Here is a 17,321-nt window from a genome sequence, read left to right as displayed (position 1 = left end):
AGCATGCAATGAGGCTGGAAACCAGCGAGCGCTGACAGCCGGAAGGACGGCCGTGCACATCGTCATCATGGGTTGCGGAAGAGTGGGTTCCGCCCTCGCGCAGACCCTGGAACAGCAGGGGCATACGGTCGCAGTCGTCGACCAGGACCCCACCGCATTCCGTCGACTGGGGGCCGGATTCGGCGGCCGCCGCGTCACCGGGGTCGGCTTCGATCAGGACACCCTGAGGGAGGCCGGAATCGAGGAGGCGGGCGCTTTCGCCGCCGTCAGCAGTGGTGACAATTCCAACATCATCGCGGCCCGCGTGGCCCGGGAGATGTTCGGCGTCGAGAACGTCGCCGCCCGTATCTACGACCCCAAGCGCGCCGAGGTCTACCAGCGCCTCGGCATCCCCACCGTGGCCACCGTGCGGTGGACCGCCGACCAGATGCTGCGCCGGCTGCTGCCTTCGGGCGCCGAGCCGCTGTGGCGCGACCCGAGCGGCGGCGTGCAGCTCGCCGAGGTGCACACCTCCCACGCCTGGATCGGGCACAAGATCAGCAAGCTCCAGGAGGAGACCGGGGTGCGCGTCGCCTTCCTCACCCGCCTGGGTGAAGCGATGCTGCCGACGTCGGCGACCGTCCTCCAGGAGGGCGACCTCGTCCACGTGATGATGCGCACCGACGAGATCGACAAGGTCGAGGCGGCCTTCGCCGAGGGGCCTGAGGAGGCACACGCATGAGGGTCGCGATCGCCGGGGCAGGCGCGGTGGGCCGCTCCATCGCGGGCGAGCTGCTGGAGAACGGCCACGAGGTGCTTCTGGTCGACAAGGCGCCGACCGCCATCTCGGTGGAACGGGTGCCGCAGGCGGAGTGGCTGCTGGCCGACGCCTGCGAGATCACCTCGCTGGACGAGGCGGCGCTGCAGCGCTGCAACGTCGTCATCGCGGCGACCGGCGACGACAAGGTCAACCTCGTCGTCTCGCTGCTCGCCAAGACCGAGTACGGGGTCCCGCGCGTGGTGGCCCGCGTCAACAACCCGAAGAACGAGTGGCTCTTCAACGAGTCCTGGGGCGTCGACGTCGCGGTGTCCACGCCGCGTCTGATGTCGGCCCTGGTCGAGGAGGCCGTCAGCGTCGGCGACCTGGTGCGGCTGCTGCGCTTCAGCCACGGCGACGCCAACCTCGTCGAACTGACCCTGCCGGCCGACTCCTCGGTCGCGGGCACCCAAATCAGCGAGATCACCTGGCCCGAGGACACCTCGCTGGTCACGATCATCCGCGGCAACCGGGTCCTCACCCCGCACGGGGAGGAGACCCTCGAGCCGGGCGACGAACTCCTCTTCGTGGCGGCGCAGGCCCGCGAGGAACAACTGGAGGACCTCCTCCAGGCCCGCCGGTAGCCCTGCGGGCATGCCCGGTGGCCCTGCGGGCATGCTCGGCGGCCCGCCGGTGGTCTGCGGTGACGTGCGCAGCACCCGCTCGGCCCGGCGGCGCGGGTCCCGGCGGCCCGCCGGTAGCCCTGCGGGCATGCTCGACGCCCGCCGGTGGTCTGCGGCGGCGTGCGGAGCACCCGCTCCGCCCCGCGGCGCGGGTCCCGGCGGCCCGCCGGTAGCCCTGCGGGCATGCTCGACGGCCCGCCGGTGGTCAGCGGCGACGTGCGCAGCACCCGCTCGGCCCGGCGGCGCGGGTCCCGGCGGCCCGCCGGCGGCAGCCGCGTCATCGGGAGGGCACCGGCGGGAGCCACGTCAGCGGCAGCACACCAGCGGCAGCGGGCCCGCGGCAGCGCGGGCAGCACACCAGCGGCAGCGGGCCCGCGGCAGCGCGGGCAGCGCAGCAGCGGCAGCGGGCCCGAGCAGGTCCGGCGCCAGCGAGCCAGCGGGAGCAGGGCGGCGGCAGCAGGCCCGAGCAGACCGGCGGCAGCGCAGCAGCGGCAGCCGACCCGAGCAGGCCAGCGGCAGCGCAGCAGTGGGAGCAGGCCCGCGGTAGCGCAGCAGCGGGAGTAGGGCGGCAGCCGGAAGGGGCCGGGGGGACCCGTGGTCGCCCCGGCCCCTTCGTGCTGCCCGGCCGCCCGTGGCAGGGGCCGGGGTCAGGCCCGGTGTTCCTTCGCGGCGGCCTCGGCGGCCTCCTTGGCCTCCCATTCCGCGATCACGTCGATCGGCGGCGGCGCCTTCGCCAGGAAGACCCAGGTGAAGTACACCGCCAGCACCATCGGCGGGAGCTTCAGCGCGATCAGCACCCAGCCCAGCTGCGTGGCGTCGCCCCACCAGTACAGCGGGAAGAGGATCGCGTACTTGGCCAGGAAGATGATCCCCCAGGCCAGGCTCGCCTTGGTGTACGCCTTCTTGCGGCCGGGGTTTCGGGTGCGCCAGGACAGGTTCTCCTTGAACACCGGCCCGAGGATCACGCCCAGCAGCGGGAAGCCCACCAGGGCCGAGACCGTGAAGGCCACGCCCAGCCCGGCGCCGTAGATCATGCCCGGCAGGTAGAAGCCCTTCGCGCTGCCCGTGAAGAGGGCGAAGGCGACGCCCATGCCCACGCCGAAGACCCCGCTGAAGGCGTGCTTCACCGTGTCCCTGCGCAGCAGCCGCACGATCACCAGCAGGACCGCTACCGCGCCCGCCGCGATCGCGGAGAGCTTCACGTCCCGGTTGATCGTGTAGATCATGACGAACAGCAGCCCGGGGAGCATCGTCTCCACGGTGCCGCGGATGCCGCCGAAGGCATCGAAGAGTGCCGCCTGCGTGACCGCGTGCCGGTCGTCCGCGGGAGCGGCGGACGCGCCGGGGGCGGACGCACCGGAGGCGGATGCGCCCGAGGCGGAGGCCCCAGAGGCGGAGGCTGATGCGGCGGCCGATTCCGCGGGGGTCGGTTGGTCGAGTGGCGTCACCGGTTACTGCTCCTGTCCGAGCGGGCGGAGTTCGTACTTCGGGTTGAAGAGCACCCGACGGCCGTGGGTCATGGAGATGCGTCCGGAGGCGATCATGCGCCGGCCGGGCTCGATTCCCACGATCGAGCGACGCCCGAGCCACACCACGTCCAGCGCGGCCGAGCCGTCGAACAGCTCCGCCTCCAGGGCGGGGACGCCCGCACGCGGCCTCAGGGTGACGGTACGCAGGGTGCCGGTCACCTTGACTATCTGGCGGTCGTGGCAGTCGCAGATCCGCGTGCACCCCGCGGCTTCTGCGTCCTCCTGCAGCTCCGCCGAATGCAGCTCCTCCTGGGAGGTGGACAGCCGCTCAATCATCCGGCGGAACCGGCCCACCGGCCTGGCCGGCTTCGCGGGCTTGTCGGGACGCGGTTCAGCACTCATAACAGGAAGCGTACCGGCGTGCCCACTACCTCTCGAAGCGGTATCCCATGCCCGGTTCGGTGATGAAGTGCCGCGGGTGCGAGGGGTCGGTCTCCAGTTTGCGCCGCAGTTGCGCCATGTAGACCCGCAGGTAGTTCGTCTCCGTGCCGTACGAGGGACCCCAGACCTCCTGGAGCAGCTGCCTCTGGCTGACCAGCTTGCCGCCGTTGCGGACCAGGACCTCCAGCAGGTGCCACTCGGTGGGCGTGAGCCGTATGTCGCGCCCCTCCCGCACGGCCTTCTTCGCGGCCAGGTCCACCGTGAAGGCGTCGGTCCGGACGACCACCTCGTCCTCGCCGGAGCCGGCGGGCGGCTCGGCCCGGCGGACGGCGGCGCGCAGCCGGGCCAGCAGCTCGTCCATGCCGAAGGGCTTGGTGACGTAGTCGTCGGCGCCCGCGTCCAGTGCCTCGACCTTCTCGTCGGAGGTGTGGCGGGCGGAGAGGACCAGGATCGGCACCCGGCTCCAGCCGCGCAGCCCCTTGATCACCTCGATGCCCTCCATGTCGGGCAGACCGAGGTCGAGGAGGACCACGTCGGGGTGGCGGGCGGCCGCGAGCTCCAGGGCGCTCGCTCCGTCGGAGGCCGCGTCGACCTCGTACTTGCGCGCCTTCAGGTTGATCACGAGGGCTCGGACGATCTGCGGCTCGTCTTCCACCACGAGCACCCGGGTCATTGAGGTCCTGCCTTCTGTCGCATCATCCGATCACGGTGGTGATCGTGTTCCACTCTGTCCGCCGTGATCATTGGCCTGCCGCGTCCCCTGCGCCCATTCTCGGGGACGCCGGCGCCCCCCATGCACCGTGGGGCGGCCGGACGCGGATCTCTGACGGATCCCTGACGCGGCCGCCCGGGAATGGCTGGGGCCGGCTGGGGCCGCCCAGGGGTGGCACGGGGTCGCGCCACGGCCCCGGAGCCGCCCGGGGTCGCGCGAAAGCCGGTGGGCCCCACCCGAAGAGGTGGGGCCCACCGGCCCGAAAACGTGCGTGTTCCCCCTCAGGGGACGTCACCGGGGTCAGCGGACCTCGGTGATCTCCGGGCCGCGCTCCAGCTGGCCCATGCCGCCGCCGAAGCGGGAGCCTTCCTGGTCCTCCGTCTGCACGCCGTCCGGCACCATCTGGGCGTCGTTCGGCAGCTTCAGGACGATCGGGTCGCGGGGAGCCATCGGCCCGTCACCGCGGACCACGACGGTGTCGCGGAAGATCTGCTCGAGGACACCCGCCGACTGGGGACGCACCGCGCCCTGGCCGGAGATGACACCGCGCAGGAACCAGCGCGGACCGTCGACGCCGACGAAGCGGACCAGCTGCGCGCCGGTCTGCCCGTCCGGCAGCGGTACGGGGACCTGTGCGCGCAGCTCCCAGCCCAGCGGACCCTCGACCTCGTCGATGATGCCGCCCTGCTGGGTGATGCCCGCGGCGATCTCCTCGCGGACCTCGCCCCAGATGCCTTCCTTGCGCGGTGCGGCGAAGGCCTGCAGCTGCACGGCGCTGTCGCCCAGGACGACGGTCGCGGCGACGATCGCGTCACCGGCGACCTCGACCCGCAGCTCCATGCCCTCGACCCCGGGGACGAAGATGCCGCCCAGGTCCACCCGTCCGTCGGCCGGGTTGCCGAGCACCTCGGAGACGTCCCAGGGGCCGTCGGGCCGCGGGGCGGGGGGCAGGTTCACGCGGCGCGGCGGGGCCGCGTCGAGCTCGGCGCCGTCCTGCTCGCCGGCGTCCAGGCCGGACACACGGCCATCGACCTGCTCGGCCGCGCCGCCGTCCTTGGCGGAGTCGTTCTTCTTGCGACGTCCGAACACGTCACTGTCCTTCCCGGTCGGTTACGACCGAAGCGTAGCCATTCCCACCCTGCTGACCAGTGCCGGATCCGGCCACGGCCGGATGACCGCCGGTGGAGCCGAAACCCCCCTCGGCCCGGGCCGAGCCGGGAAGTTCCGCCACCTCGTGGAAGCGCACCTTCTCGACCCGCTGGACAACCAGCTGGGCAATGCGGTCGAAACGCTCGAACCGGACGCTCTCGCGAGGGTCGAGATTGACCACGATCACCTTGATCTCCCCACGGTACCCGGCATCCACCGTCCCCGGGGCATTCACGAGCGCGAGCCCGCAGCGGGCGGCCAGGCCGGACCGCGGGTGCACGAACGCCGCGTACCCGTCGGGCAGGGCGATGGACACCCCGGTGGGGAGCACGGTGCGCTCTCCCGGCGCCAGCTCGGCGGCCCGGGTGGTCACCAGGTCGCATCCGGCGTCGCCGGGGTGGCTGTAGGCGGGGAGGGGCACCTCCGGGTCGACGCGGCGGATCAGCACGTCGACGGGGCCATGATCGTTCAGAGACATCAGGGGTTCACCTCGAAGGCGCGGGCGCGCCTGACCTGGTCCGGGTCGGCCATCGCCGCCTGGATCTCCTCGGGCCGACCGTTGTCGATGAAGTGGTCGACCTTCACCTCGATGAACAGCGCGTCCGCGCGCACGGCGACCGGGCCCTCCGGCCCGCCTATGCGGCCGACGGCGCTGCAGTAGATCTTCCGCCCGGCCACGGCGGTGACCTCGGCCTCGAGGTACAGCACGGTGTCCACCGGAACGGGCCGTACGAAGTCGGTCTCCAGCCGCCCCGTCACGGCGATGACGCGCAGCAGCCAGTTCAGCGAGCCGAGCGTCTCGTCGAGCGCGGTGGCCAGCACGCCGCCGTGGGCGAGACCGGGGGCGCCCTGGTGCGCGGGCTTGACGGTGAACTCGGCGGTGATGCGCACGCCCTCACCCGCACGGGCCTCCAGGTGGAGTCCGTGCGGCTGGCCCCCGCCGCAGCCGAAGCAGTGCTCGTAGTGCGCGCCCAGCAGCTCACCGGGCGCCGGCGCATCGGGGTGCCGGACCGGCGCGGCGGCATCGGCCGGGGGCGTCAACGCTGTGTTTCGTCCACTCACAGCCGCAGACCTTACCCGCGCGGCTACCCGCTGGTCGCCTCGTGGCAGGCTTGACGGCATGCAGCTCTCCCCCGCGCACCACGACGAACGTCTGACCGCCCCCCGCTCCTGGTGGGGCATCGCCGTACTCATCGGCCTCGCGTGCGCGCTGACCCTGCTGCCGCTGGGCACGCTGCCGCTGCTGGCCGGGCTGGTCGGGGGCGCCGGGCTGGCCGGGCTGCTCGTGAGTTCGTACGGTTCCGCGCGCGTGCGCGTGGTCAACGGCGCGCTGGCGGCGGGGGACGCGCGGATCCCGGTGACGGCCCTGGGCGATCCCGAGATCCTGGACGCCGAGGAGGCGCGGGCCTGGCGCACGTACAAGGCCGACACCCGCGCCTTCATGCTGATGCGCAGCTACGTGCCGACCGCGGTCCGCGCCGAGGTGACCGACCCGGCGGACCCGACCCCGTACGTGTACGTCTCCACCCGCGAGCCGGAGGCCCTGCGGGCGGCCATCCTCGCGGCGAAGGGCTGACCCGGGGCCCTTTCGAGTCCTGGGATCCGACGTCGGCGAGCCTCGGACCCCGACGCTGCGAGCCTCAGGCCCCGACCTCGGCGAGCCTCAGGCCCCGACGTCCGCGAGCCCCGGACGCCGACGCTGCGAGCCTCGGGCCCCGACGCCCGCGGGTGTCAGGTCCCGTCGGCCTGTCGGCCGGGGCCTTCGAGTGCGTTCCTGGTGGCCTCGGGAAGGGGCTGGGAGGGCTGCTCCAGGGGCGGGAGCTGCGGCAGGGCCTCCCAGGACACGGCGCGGCCGCGCAGGTCGCCACGGACCTTCTCGGCGAGTTTCCGCGTGTCGCGTCGGTTCATGACCGCGCCCACGGCCGCACCGACCATGAACGGCATGAGGCTGGGCAGGTTGCGGACCATCCGCTTCGTGATCTGCTGGCGCAGCTCGCGCTTCATCTGGCCGCCGAGCGCCGCGTTCAGCGTCGTCGGCTTGGTCAGGTCCACGCCGCGTTCCTCGGTCCACGCGGTGAGGTAGGCGAGGCTGCGGTCCTTGAGGGTGCCGGGCGGGCGAAGGCCGTAGACCTCGTGGAGCTCGGCGATGAGCTTGAGCTCGATCGCGGCGACCCCGGTGATCTCCGCGGCCAGCTCCGCCGGCATGGCGGGCGGGACGGGCAGCATGGCCGCCGCTCCGATGCCCGCGCCGACGGTGGAGGTGGCGTTGGCGGCGCCGGAGATCAGCTTGTCGGCAAGCTGATCGGGGCCGAGGCCCGGGAACTGCGCGCGCAGGGTCGCGAGGTCCCGAACCGGAACGCGCGGTGCGTTCTCGATGATTCTGTCGGTGATGTACAGGGCGGCGTCCCTGACACTTTCGCCGCCCTTGCGTACACCGTTCTTGACGGCTTGCAGCCGACGAGCCCCGGACCGGTGCCGGGCCCCCTCGTCGTCTCCTGTGGCCGACGGCACCGCCGGGGCGGTGTCGGAGGGCACGATGGCGGTCCCCATGGCGGAGCCGCCGGAGGTCCCAGGACTCGTTGCCGGGTCCGTGGTTCCCGCCTGCGTCTCCGCCGGATCACCAGACTTTCGGAAGCGGCGCTTCCGGAAGGGTGTCGAGCCAGCCACGGCCGACGCCTCTCAGTCGCAGTCGCGACAGATCGGCTGACCGTTCTTCTCACGTGCCAGCTGGCTGCGGTGGTGGACCAGGAAGCAGCTCATGCAGGTGAACTCGTCGGCCTGCTTCGGCAGGACCCGGACGGCCAGCTCCTCGTTGGAGAGGTCCGCGCCGGGAAGCTCCATGCTCTCGACCGAGTCGAATTCGTCCATGTCCGCGGACGAGGTCGACTTCTCGTTACGCCGGGCCTTCAGCTCTTCAATGCTGTCGTTGTCGACGTCGTCGTCGGTCTTGCGTGGGGTGTCGTAGTCCGTTGCCATTGTTCGCTCTCCCCCTCTGGGTGTTAGCGGTGTCTCAGCGCACGTAACGCGCGAGAGGCCGGACTTGTGCCCGACCTGAGGCGGAGATTTTGCCTCACATCAAGGTCTGTTACTCAATCGACACCCAGCCGGCTGCCCGGAGAGCAATCAGCTGGGATGACGACCGGGACCGTACACGGTCCGGGGGCCGTCTTGCACAAACGCCACCCCGTGTATTTCCCGCCATCCGAGGGGCCGGAAACCCGGACTTCCCGGGCGTTCCGGCCGGGATGGGGTCACAGAACGCACATGGTCCGACACTCGGTCATGTGATCGATCACACAGAAGCGACTGTATTCACATGCCAAGTATTCAGCCAAAAGCGAACACGGGGCGTGGACTCACAGGGGAAGAGTGACACGCATCACGAGGCCACCGCCTTCCCGGGGGATCGCCTGGATCCGTCCGCCGTGTGCGCGGGCCACGGAGCGCGCGATCGACAGGCCCAGCCCGACACCCTTGTCGCTGCCCGTTCGCTCCGTACGCAGCCGTCTGAAGGGCTCGAAGAGGTTGTCCACCTCGTACGCGGGAACCACGGGGCCCGTGTTCGACACCACGAGGACGGCCTGGCCGTGCTGGGCCTCGGTGGTGACCTCCACCCAGCCGTCCTCCGGCACGTTGTACCGGACGGCGTTCTGCACCAGGTTCAGGGCGATCCGCTCCAGCAGCACGCCGTTGCCCTGGATCACGGCCGGCGCGCGCTCGCCGCGGATCTCCACGCCCTTCGCCTCGGCCTCCCCGCGCACCTGGTCGAGGGCGCGCGAGGCGACCTCCGCCAGGTCCACGGGCTTGCGCTCGACGATCTGGTTCTCGCTCCGGGCCAGCAGCAGCAGGCCCTCGACCAGCTGCTCGCTCCGCTCGTTGGTGGCCAGCAGGGTCTTGCCGAGCTGCTGGAGCTCGATCGGCGCCCCCGGGTCGGAGAGGTGCACCTCCAGCAGGGTCCGGTTGATCGCGAGCGGCGTCCGCAGCTCGTGCGAGGCGTTCGCGACGAACCTCTGCTGGGCCGTGAAGGCCCGCTCGAGGCGGTCGAGCATCTCGTCGAAGGTGTCGGCGAGCTCCTTGAGCTCGTCGTCCGGCCCGTCCAGCTCGATCCGCCGGGTCAGGTCGGAGCCCACGACCCGGCGGGCGGTGCGGGTGATCTTGCCCAGCGGCGAGAGCACCCGTCCGGCCATCGCGTAGCCGAAGGCGAAGGCGATGATGCTCAGACCCAGGAGGGCCATCAGCGACCGGCTCAGCAGGTCGTCCAGGGCGTGCCGGCGCTGTTCGAGGATGCACTGGCCGATCGCGGCGTTGAACTGGCTGGGCGTCTGCTCGCCCACCACGCCCGGACAGGTACCGCTCGTGACCTTCACCTGGCCGCCGACGATCTGGAACGGGAGGGCGTTGCCCTCCCGCAGGGCCTGGGCCGCCAGCAGGTAGATGATCGACAGCAGCAGGATCCCCGCGATCAGGAACATCCCGCCGTACAGCAGCGTGAGGCGTATGCGGATGGTCGGCCGCAGCCAAGGGAAGGGACCCTCGGGCTGGCCGGGGTCCCAGGTCGGTTTCGGTGGCGCGACCGGCGGCGCCGGAGTGGCTGGCACGCGCGTCAGATCCGGTATCCGGAGCCCGGCACGGTCACGATGACCGGCGGCTCGCCCAGCTTGCGCCGCAGGGTCATCACGGTCACCCGTACGACGTTCGTGAAGGGGTCGGTGTTCTCGTCCCAGGCCTTCTCGAGCAGCTGCTCGGCCGAGACGACGGTCCCCTCGCTGCGCATGAGGACCTCCAGCACCGCGAACTCCTTGGGCGCCAGCTGCACCTCCTTGCCCTCGCGGAACACCTCGCGGCGGTTCGGGTCCAGTTTGATGCCGGCCCGCTCCAGTACGGGCGGCAGCGCGACCGTGGTGCGCCGGCCCAGGGCCCGCACGCGGGCGGTCAGCTCGGTGAAGGCGAAGGGCTTGGGCAGGTAGTCGTCCGCCCCGAGCTCCAGGCCCTCCACGCGGTCGCTGACGTCGCCGGAGGCGGTCAGCATCAGGACGCGCGTCGGCATGCCGAGCTCGACGATCTTCCGGCAGACGTCGTCGCCGTGCACGAGCGGGAGGTCCCGGTCGAGCACGACCACGTCGTAGTCGTTCACGCCGACGCGCTCCAGGGCGGCGGCGCCGTCGTACACGACGTCCACGGCCATGGCCTCCCGCCGCAGTCCGGTGGCCACCGCATCGGCGAGCAGCTGCTCGTCCTCGACGACGAGTACGCGCACGTCGATTTCCTTCCTCCGAGCCCAGCAGGGCACATGTGTGTTGCGCCGTCCATCCTGCCCGTTTCGGCCGTAAACCGGCTGTAAGACGCCGCTCGCGGAGCGCAGCGGGGGCGGAGGTGAGGATTCCCTCGTCTTGCGAGGTTTCTGGGCCCAGGGTGCCGGGGAGGACGTCAGCACACCCCATCCACTCCCTGACGGCGGACTGTCACGTGCCGCCGCCGACCCACGAAGAGGGGGCGAACCCACCATGGACGCATTCACCGCGGGTCTCCTGCAGCGCATCAGGGCCACGCAGTCGGACCTCATGCAGGCCCGCGAGGCGGGCGACGACTTCCTCGCGGAAGTGGAACAGGCGGAGCTGGAGGACCTCCAGCGCCTCGCCGCCGAGCACGGAGTTCCGGTCTCGGTCTCCGTGCCCGCCTGCTGACCTCTGCTGCGCACACCTGAACCCCGGCGGCCCTCTCGGGCGGCCGGGGTTCACTCATGCCGCCGTCGGCCCGCCCGCGGTCAGTCGTGCCAGGCGCCCGCCTCGTCCAGCAGCGGCTGCAGCGAGGCGAACACGGCGGGGGTGGCGGCGAGGACGAGTTCTCCCGAGGCGGGCTCGCCCGGCCGGCCGCCGGTCAGGGCCCCGGCCTCGCGGGCGATCAGGTCGCCCGCCGCCAGGTCCCAGGGGTTCAGGCCGCGCTCGTAGTACCCGTCGAGCCGCCCCGCGGCCACGTCGCACAGGTCCAGCGCCGCCGATCCGCCCCGCCGGATGTCCCGCACCACCGGAATGATCCGGGCCACGACCTCGGCCTGGCGGACCCGCCGGGCCTGGACGTACGCGAAGCCGGTCCCGAGCAGCGCCTGGTCCAGCGGCGCCGCCGGCCGGCAGGCGAGGCGCACCGCTCCCTGCCAGGCCCCGCCGCCGAGCACCGCGTGGTAGGTCTCCCCGCGCATCGGCGCCGCGACGACGCCGACCACCGTCTCGCCCCCGTACTCGGCCGCGATGGACACGCCCCAGCTCGGCAGGCCGTACAGGTAGTTCACGGTCCCGTCCAGCGGGTCGACGACCCAGCGCACGCCGCTGGTGCCCTGGGTGTCGGCGCCTTCCTCGCCCAGCAGTCCGTCCTCGGGCCGCCGTTCGGCGAGGATGCCGGTGATCAGCTTCTCGGCCGCGATGTCCATCTCGGTCACCACGTCGATCGGGCTGCTCTTCGTCGCGGCCACCGCAAGATCGGCCGGCCGGCCGTCGCGCAGCAGCGCCCCGGCCTGCCGGGCGGCCTCCAGGGCCACGTCCAGCAGCTCGGCCTTCAGGTCATCGGTGATCAAGGTCCCTCATCCCTACGCGTAAGGGCTGTCGGCGCCGGCGGCCGCGGGCCGGGGTGCCCGTCCCGGGCAGCAGCCCACGGCGCACACGTCGTGGCTCTGCCCCAGCATGCCCACCCAGCACTCCTCGGCCGCCTCGCCGCGCTCCTTGGCGGCCCGCTCCAGCACGAGTTCCCGTACCGCCTCGGCGAAAGCGGGGTCGGCGCCGACCGTTGCGGAGCGTGCGACGGGCAGGCCCAGTTCGGCGGCCTTGGCGGTAGCCTCGGTGTCGAGGTCGTAGAGGACTTCCATGTGGTCCGAGACGAAGCCGATGGGCACCATGACGACGGCGGGCGCGCCCTCGGCGTGCAGGGCCTCGAGGTGGTCGCAGATGTCCGGCTCCAGCCACGGGACGTGCGGGGCGCCGCTGCGGGACTGGTAGACGAGCTTCCACGGGTGCCCGACACCCGTGCGCACGGCCACCTCGTCCGCGATCACTTCGGCGACGTCGAGGTGCTGCTTGACGTAGGCGCCGCCCTCGCCGCCCTCGGTGTGGTCCTCGACGGGGCCGGAGGTGTCCGCGGCGGCGACCGGGATGGAGTGGGTGGTGAAGGCGAGGTGGGCGCCGTCCCGGACGTCCTCGGGCAGTTCGCCGAGCGAGGCCACCACCCCTTCGATCATGGGATCCAGGAAGCCGGGGTGGTTGAAGTAGTGCCGCAGCTTGTCCACGCGCGGCAGTTCCAGGCCCTCGGCGGCCAGGGCGGCCAGCGCGTCGGCGAGGTTCTCGCGGTACTGCCGGCAGCCCGAGTACGAGGCGTACGCGCTGGTCGCGAGCACGGCGATCCGGCGGCGGCCGTCGGCGACCATCTCGCGCATCACGTCGGTCAGGTAGGGGGCCCAGTTGCGGTTGCCCCAGTAGACCGGCAGGTCCAGCCCGTGCTCGGCGAAGTCCTTGCGCAGCGCGTCCAGCAGCGCGCGGTTCTGGGCGTTGATCGGGCTGACCCCGCCGAAGCCGAAGTAGTGCGCGCCGACCTCCTCGAGCCGCTCGCGGGGGATCCCGCGCCCGCGCGTGACGTTCTCCAGGAACGGCACGACGTCGTCGGGTCCCTCGGGCCCCCCGAAGGAGAGCAGCAGGAGGGCGTCGTACGGGGCGGCGGGGCCTTCGGCCCTGGGCCGGGCGGCGGCGGGGAGCTGGTCTGACATGCCTCGAATCCTGCCACCCGGCCTGGGCATGCGGGAATCGGCCCGGGCCGGGGCGCACCCCCAACGGAGGTAAGGTAACCCTAAGTTTCCAGGTCGGGAACGTTCCCCGTGCGGGTGCCGCCTCGGCAGTCATAACCTGTACGGGCCGATGACGTCCGTTACGGAGGGCCCTTGCCCAGTCCCTACCGCGCCATCTTCGCGGCCCCCGGCACCAAGGGGTTCAGCGCAGCCGGCCTCATAGGCCGGCTGCCGATATCCATGGTCGGGGTCGGCATCCTGACGATGATCTCCGAGATCACCGGCCGCTACGCGATGGCGAGCGCGCTCACCGGTACCCTCGCCCTGGCCGCAGCCGTGATCGGCCCGCAGGTCTCGCGGCTGGTGGACCAGTTCGGCCAGCGGCGGGTACTGCGCCCCGCCACCCTGGTCTCGGTGGCCTCGGTCGCCGGACTGCTGGTCGCCGCCGCGAACGGGTGGCCCGACTGGACCCTCTTCCTGTTCGCCGCGATCGCCGGCTGCGTGCCCAGCGTCGGCTCGATGGTCCGCGCCCGGTGGACCGTGATCTACCGCGACTCCCCGCGCGAGCTGCACACGGCGTACTCCTTCGAGTCCGTGGTCGACGAGGTGTGCTTCATCTTCGGCCCGATCCTCGCCATCGGCCTGTCCGCCACCTGGTTCCCCGAGGCCGGTCCGCTGGTCGCCGCCGTCTGCCTGCTGGTCGGCGTCTGGCTGCTCACCGCGCAGCGCACCACCGAGCCCGAGCCGCACCCGCGCGGCGCGCACGGGGAGAACACCTCGGCGCTGCGCTCTCCGGGCCTGCAGGTGCTGACGCTCACCTTCGTGGCGACCGGCGCGATCTTCGGTTCGATCGACGTGTCCACCCTGGCCTTCGCCGAGGAGCAGGGGCACAAGTCCTGGGCCAGCTTCATCCTGGCGATCTGGGCGGCGGGGTCCTGTATCGCCGGAATCGTCTTCGGCCTGCTGCATCTCAAGGGCCGGACGGAACTGCGGTGGATACTGGGCGTATGCGCGATGGGCGTGAGTATGATCCCCCTCCTACTGGCCGGGAACCTTCCGTTTCTGGCCGTGGCGCTCTTCGTCTCGGGCCTCGCCATCGCTCCCACGATGATCACCACGATGGCCCTGATCGAGGCGCACGTACCACGCGCGAAGCTGACCGAGGGCATGACCTGGATCAGCACCGGCCTCGCGGTCGGCGTCGCGATCGGCTCGTCGGCGACCGGTCTGGTCATCGACGCGGCGGGCGCGCAGCGCGGGTTCGTCGTCTCCATCGCGTCGGGGGCGGCCGCGGCGGCGGTGGCGTTCGCGGGATACCGCCGGCTGACGAGGCCGGCGCAAGGGGAGGAGCCAGCTACCGATGGGGACGGCGACAGCAGGGCACAAGAGCCGGACCGCCGCGTGGCGTAACTGGGCGGGCAACGTCTCCGCCACGCCCGTGCGGACCGTGACCCCGGCCTCGGTCGGGGAGCTCCAGGAGGCGGTCCGCCGGGCCGCCGAACAGGGCCTGCGAGTGAAGGCGGTCGGCACCGGCCACTCCTTCACGGCGGCCGCGGTGACCGACGGGGTGCTCGTACGCCCCCAGGCGCTGGCCGGGATCCGGTCGATCGACCGCGCCGCCGGGACCGTCACGGTGGCGGCGGGCACGGTCCTCAAGGACCTGAACGCGGCCCTGGCCCGGGAAGGCCTGTCGCTCACGAACATGGGCGACATCATGGAGCAGACGGTCTCCGGCGCTACCAGCACGGGCACCCACGGCACCGGCCGCGACTCGGCCTCCATCGCCGCCCAGATCCGCGGCCTGGAGCTGGTCACGGCCGACGGGCAGCTGCTCGCGTGCTCCGAGAAGGAGAATCCGGAGGTCTTCGCGGCCGCCCGGATCGGCATCGGGGCCCTCGGCGTCGTCACCTCGCTCACCTTCGCCGTCGAGCCGCTGTTCTTCCTGACCGCCCGTGAGGAACCCATGGGCTTCGACCGGGTGACGGCCGAGTTCGACCAGCACGTCGCGGAGAACGAGCACTTCGAGTTCTACTGGTTCCCGCACACCGGCAACTGCAACACCAAGCGGAACAACCGCAGCCAGGGTCCCGCGGCCCCGCCCGGGGCGGTGAGCGCCTGGATCGAGGACGAACTGCTGTCCAACGGCGTCTTCCAGGCCGTCAACTCGCTGGGCCGCGCGGTCCCGGCCACCATCCCCGCCATCGCCCGCGTGGCCAGCCGCGCCCTGTCGGCGCGCACGTACACGGACATCCCGTACAAGGTGTTCACCAGTCCGCGCCGGGTCCGGTTCGTGGAGATGGAGTACGCGCTGCCGCGCGAGCAGCTGGTCGGGGCGTTGCGGGAACTGCGGGCGATGGTCGACCGCTCCGGGCTGCGCGTCAGCTTCCCGGTGGAGGTGCGCACGGCCCCGGCGGACGACATCACGCTGTCCACCGCCTCGGGCCGCGAGACGGCGTACATCGCGGTGCACATGTACCGGGGCACGCCGTACCAGGCCTACTTCACGGCGGCCGAGCGGATCTTCACCGCGCACGGCGGCCGCCCGCACTGGGGCAAGGTGCACACGCGGGACGCGGAGTACTTCGCCGCGGTCTACCCGCGGTTCGCCGAGTTCACCGCGCTCCGCGACCGGCTGGACCCGGACCGGGTGTTCGGCAACGACTACCTGCGCCGCGTCCTGGGCGACTGACGGCCGGCGCCTCAGGGATGACGGCCGGCGCCTCACGGACCGCTCTGCCACGGCCCTGAGGGCGTCGGCCCCCGGGGTCGGCGTCGGGGCCCCGAGGTACGGACGCCCGGGCGAAACGATTAGTTCCGTTTCTGTGGATTGCGTGAAGCAAGACACCAGGAAACGGACACGGGTGCAGGTGGGGCCCGTCGGAGGGCAGGCCAACTCCCGCCGTCCGGGAGAAGTTCGGCGGCGCGGCGGTCCACCCAGGTGGCCCGAATGGAGTACTGTGACGAGCCCTGGGGCCGTCCTTCCTTACGGATGTCCGGACTCGGGAGAGGGGGCCGATTGATGGAAAACGGCACTCAAAGACCGGTGATGCCGCGGTATCGCACGGGTTCCTGCTGCGCACAGTAATCGCTCGGTCACTGTGCGTGCCCAACAGGTAACCGTGCCATAACGGCGATCAAGGGCGCATGCCCGACACGCCGGTTTAACTCGGCAAGGTTGTGGCAGGCTGCACCCGGGCAGGCCACACTCGACTAGCGGAAGCAGCGACGCACGTGACGTCGGCAGGCACCACCCGGGAGGTCCCCATGCCCGAACTGCGTGTCGTGGCCGTCTCAAATGACGGCACACGACTGGTGCTCAAGGCTGGGGACAGCACGGAGTACACGCTTCCGATCGACGAACGGCTGCGGGCTGCCGTGCGCAACGACCGCGCGCGCCTGAACCAGATCGAGATCGAGGTGGAGAGCCACCTCCGCCCCCGCGACATCCAGGCCCGCATACGGGCCGGTGCCTCCGCGGAGGAGGTCGCTCAACTCGCCGGCATCCCCGTCGACCGCGTACGCCGCTTCGAGGGCCCGGTGCTCGCCGAGCGCGCGTTCATGGCCGAGCGCGCCCGCAAGACCCCCGTGCGCCGGCCCGGCGAGAACACCGGACCCCAGCTCGGCGAGGCCGTGCAGGAGCGGCTCACCCTGCGCGGGGCCGAGAAGGACTCCGTGCAGTGGGACTCGTGGCGCCGCGACGACGGCACCTGGGAGGTGCTCCTCGTCTACCGGGTCGCGGGCGAGCCGCACTCGGCGAGCTGGACGTACGACCCGCCGCGCCGGCTGGTCGTGGCCGTGGACGACGAGGCGCGCTCGCTGATCGGCGAGTCCGACGACCTGCCCGCCACGCCGGAACCCAGCTTCCCCTTCGTGCCGAGGATTGCGCGGCTGCCGCGCGACCGGCCGCTGGACCGCGCCCTCGACCGCCAGTTGGAGCGTCCCGTCGCCCCCCAGCCGGAGCCGGAGGAGGAGCGGGACACGCTGACCAGCCTGCTGGAGGCGGTCCCGAGCTTCCGCGGCGACATGGTGGTCCCCGACCGGACCGAACCGCCGGCCGAGGAGGCCGAGGCGGAGGAACCTCCGGCGCCGGCCGCATCGGCGGGCGCGGGCTCCGCGTACGCCGACGTCCTGATGCCCCGCACGGTGGCCGGCCACCGCGACCGGCTGACGGGCACCACGGACCGGCAGGCCGAGGCGGACGGGGTCCGTCCCGGGCGCCGCGCGGCGGTGCCCAGCTGGGACGAGATCGTCTTCGGCACCCGCCGCAAGAAGCAGGAGTAGCCGGTCCCGGCCAGGACCGGCCGGTCCCGGCCGCAGGCGGAGCCGCCGCCCGGCCCGGCCGGCCGGGCGGGCCCCCCGGGGGTGG

General features: G+C 72.1%; 19 protein-coding genes. 7 read left to right on the top strand and 12 right to left on the bottom strand.

The genetic code is table 11. The annotated features are described in order from the left end of the window. Window positions 1-52: 52 nt before the first annotated feature. Both AB0D44_RS16030 and AB0D44_RS16025 read left to right on the top strand, forming a co-directional pair. Window positions 53-721, top strand: a complete 669-nt coding sequence (locus AB0D44_RS16030; RefSeq protein ID WP_362590398.1) for a TrkA family potassium uptake protein — start codon at window positions 53-55, stop codon at window positions 719-721. After that, the gene (locus AB0D44_RS16025) at window positions 718-1,380 is read left to right on the top strand and encodes a TrkA family potassium uptake protein (protein WP_326587540.1); all 663 of its coding nucleotides are present in this window, start codon (window positions 718-720) and stop codon (window positions 1,378-1,380) included. The genes AB0D44_RS16030 and AB0D44_RS16025 overlap by 4 nt, the downstream gene beginning before the upstream one ends. A gap of 686 nt (window positions 1,381-2,066) precedes the next feature. On the opposite strand, the gene AB0D44_RS16020 is transcribed toward AB0D44_RS16025, so the two are convergent. From AB0D44_RS16020 to AB0D44_RS15995, 6 genes are all read right to left on the bottom strand, one after another. After that, window positions 2,067-2,867 (bottom strand): DUF3159 domain-containing protein, encoded by an 801-nt coding sequence (locus AB0D44_RS16020; RefSeq protein WP_362590395.1) that lies wholly within the window; start codon window positions 2,865-2,867, stop codon window positions 2,067-2,069. Window positions 2,868-2,870: 3 nt separating this feature from the next. Next, window positions 2,871-3,290 (bottom strand): OB-fold nucleic acid binding domain-containing protein, encoded by a 420-nt coding sequence (locus tag AB0D44_RS16015; protein WP_362590392.1) that lies wholly within the window; start codon window positions 3,288-3,290, stop codon window positions 2,871-2,873. Between the two features lie 25 nt (window positions 3,291-3,315). Then, window positions 3,316-4,002, bottom strand: a complete 687-nt coding sequence (locus tag AB0D44_RS16010; protein WP_362590389.1) for a response regulator — start codon at window positions 4,000-4,002, stop codon at window positions 3,316-3,318. A gap of 339 nt (window positions 4,003-4,341) precedes the next feature. Then, entirely contained in the window at window positions 4,342-5,130 is a 789-nt protein-coding gene (locus AB0D44_RS16005; RefSeq protein ID WP_362590386.1) for a DUF3710 domain-containing protein, read from the bottom strand. A gap of 1 nt (window position 5,131) precedes the next feature. Beyond that, window positions 5,132-5,668: a dUTP diphosphatase gene (dut, locus tag AB0D44_RS16000; protein ID WP_362590383.1), complete on the bottom strand. Its 537-nt coding sequence runs from the start codon at window positions 5,666-5,668 to the stop codon at window positions 5,132-5,134. Further along, the gene (locus AB0D44_RS15995; RefSeq protein WP_362590380.1) at window positions 5,668-6,252 is read right to left on the bottom strand and encodes a PaaI family thioesterase; all 585 of its coding nucleotides are present in this window, start codon (window positions 6,250-6,252) and stop codon (window positions 5,668-5,670) included. The genes dut and AB0D44_RS15995 overlap by 1 nt, the downstream gene beginning before the upstream one ends. A 58-nt stretch (window positions 6,253-6,310) precedes the next feature. On the opposite strand from AB0D44_RS15995, the gene AB0D44_RS15990 reads away from it, so the two are divergent. Then, window positions 6,311-6,766, top strand: coding sequence for a DUF3093 domain-containing protein (locus AB0D44_RS15990; RefSeq protein WP_362590377.1), 456 nt, complete (start codon window positions 6,311-6,313; stop codon window positions 6,764-6,766). Window positions 6,767-6,921: 155 nt separating this feature from the next. On the opposite strand, the gene AB0D44_RS15985 is transcribed toward AB0D44_RS15990, so the two are convergent. The 4 genes from AB0D44_RS15985 to AB0D44_RS15970 all read right to left on the bottom strand — a co-directional run bounded on the left by AB0D44_RS15985 (window position 6,922) and on the right by AB0D44_RS15970 (window position 10,447). Next, window positions 6,922-7,857, bottom strand: coding sequence for a hypothetical protein (locus AB0D44_RS15985; RefSeq protein ID WP_362590374.1), 936 nt, complete (start codon window positions 7,855-7,857; stop codon window positions 6,922-6,924). Window positions 7,858-7,869: 12 nt separating this feature from the next. Further along, window positions 7,870-8,166: a DUF4193 domain-containing protein gene (locus AB0D44_RS15980; RefSeq protein WP_030008769.1), complete on the bottom strand. Its 297-nt coding sequence runs from the start codon at window positions 8,164-8,166 to the stop codon at window positions 7,870-7,872. Window positions 8,167-8,546: 380 nt separating this feature from the next. Next, window positions 8,547-9,788: a HAMP domain-containing sensor histidine kinase gene (locus AB0D44_RS15975; RefSeq protein WP_362590371.1), complete on the bottom strand. Its 1,242-nt coding sequence runs from the start codon at window positions 9,786-9,788 to the stop codon at window positions 8,547-8,549. Between the two features lie 5 nt (window positions 9,789-9,793). Then, window positions 9,794-10,447 (bottom strand): response regulator transcription factor, encoded by a 654-nt coding sequence (locus tag AB0D44_RS15970; protein WP_030008767.1) that lies wholly within the window; start codon window positions 10,445-10,447, stop codon window positions 9,794-9,796. A 247-nt stretch (window positions 10,448-10,694) separates the two neighbouring features. Between AB0D44_RS15970 and AB0D44_RS15965 the strand changes: the two genes are divergently transcribed. Beyond that, on the top strand, window positions 10,695-10,874 hold the full coding sequence (locus AB0D44_RS15965; RefSeq protein WP_362590368.1) for a hypothetical protein: 180 nt from the start codon (window positions 10,695-10,697) through the stop codon (window positions 10,872-10,874). Between the two features lie 80 nt (window positions 10,875-10,954). On the opposite strand, the gene AB0D44_RS15960 is transcribed toward AB0D44_RS15965, so the two are convergent. Continuing rightward, window positions 10,955-11,755: an inositol monophosphatase family protein gene (locus tag AB0D44_RS15960; RefSeq protein WP_362590553.1), complete on the bottom strand. Its 801-nt coding sequence runs from the start codon at window positions 11,753-11,755 to the stop codon at window positions 10,955-10,957. A 15-nt stretch (window positions 11,756-11,770) separates the two neighbouring features. Then, window positions 11,771-12,937, bottom strand: coding sequence for a ferrochelatase (locus AB0D44_RS15955; RefSeq protein ID WP_362590365.1), 1,167 nt, complete (start codon window positions 12,935-12,937; stop codon window positions 11,771-11,773). 171 nt (window positions 12,938-13,108) lie between these two features. On the opposite strand from AB0D44_RS15955, the gene AB0D44_RS15950 reads away from it, so the two are divergent. The 3 genes from AB0D44_RS15950 (at window position 13,109) to sepH (ending at window position 17,236) form a co-directional block, all read left to right on the top strand. Further along, window positions 13,109-14,365 (top strand): MFS transporter, encoded by a 1,257-nt coding sequence (locus AB0D44_RS15950; protein ID WP_362590362.1) that lies wholly within the window; start codon window positions 13,109-13,111, stop codon window positions 14,363-14,365. Beyond that, window positions 14,316-15,644, top strand: coding sequence for a D-arabinono-1,4-lactone oxidase (locus AB0D44_RS15945; RefSeq protein ID WP_362590359.1), 1,329 nt, complete (start codon window positions 14,316-14,318; stop codon window positions 15,642-15,644). Before AB0D44_RS15950 ends, AB0D44_RS15945 begins: the two co-directional genes overlap by 50 nt. Window positions 15,645-16,186: 542 nt before the next feature. After that, window positions 16,187-17,236 carry a septation protein SepH gene (gene sepH, locus AB0D44_RS15940; RefSeq protein ID WP_362590356.1) on the top strand — a complete coding sequence of 350 codons (1,050 nt, stop codon included), beginning with the start codon at window positions 16,187-16,189 and terminating at the stop codon, window positions 17,234-17,236. Window positions 17,237-17,321: the final 85 nt, after the last annotated feature.

The sequence above is a fragment of the Streptomyces sp. NPDC048349 genome (genome assembly GCF_040651925.1).
Lineage (GTDB): Bacteria > Actinomycetota > Actinomycetes > Streptomycetales > Streptomycetaceae > Streptomyces.
Note: the sequence above shows the minus strand (reverse complement) of the source record. Positions and strands in the feature narration are given on the sequence as shown.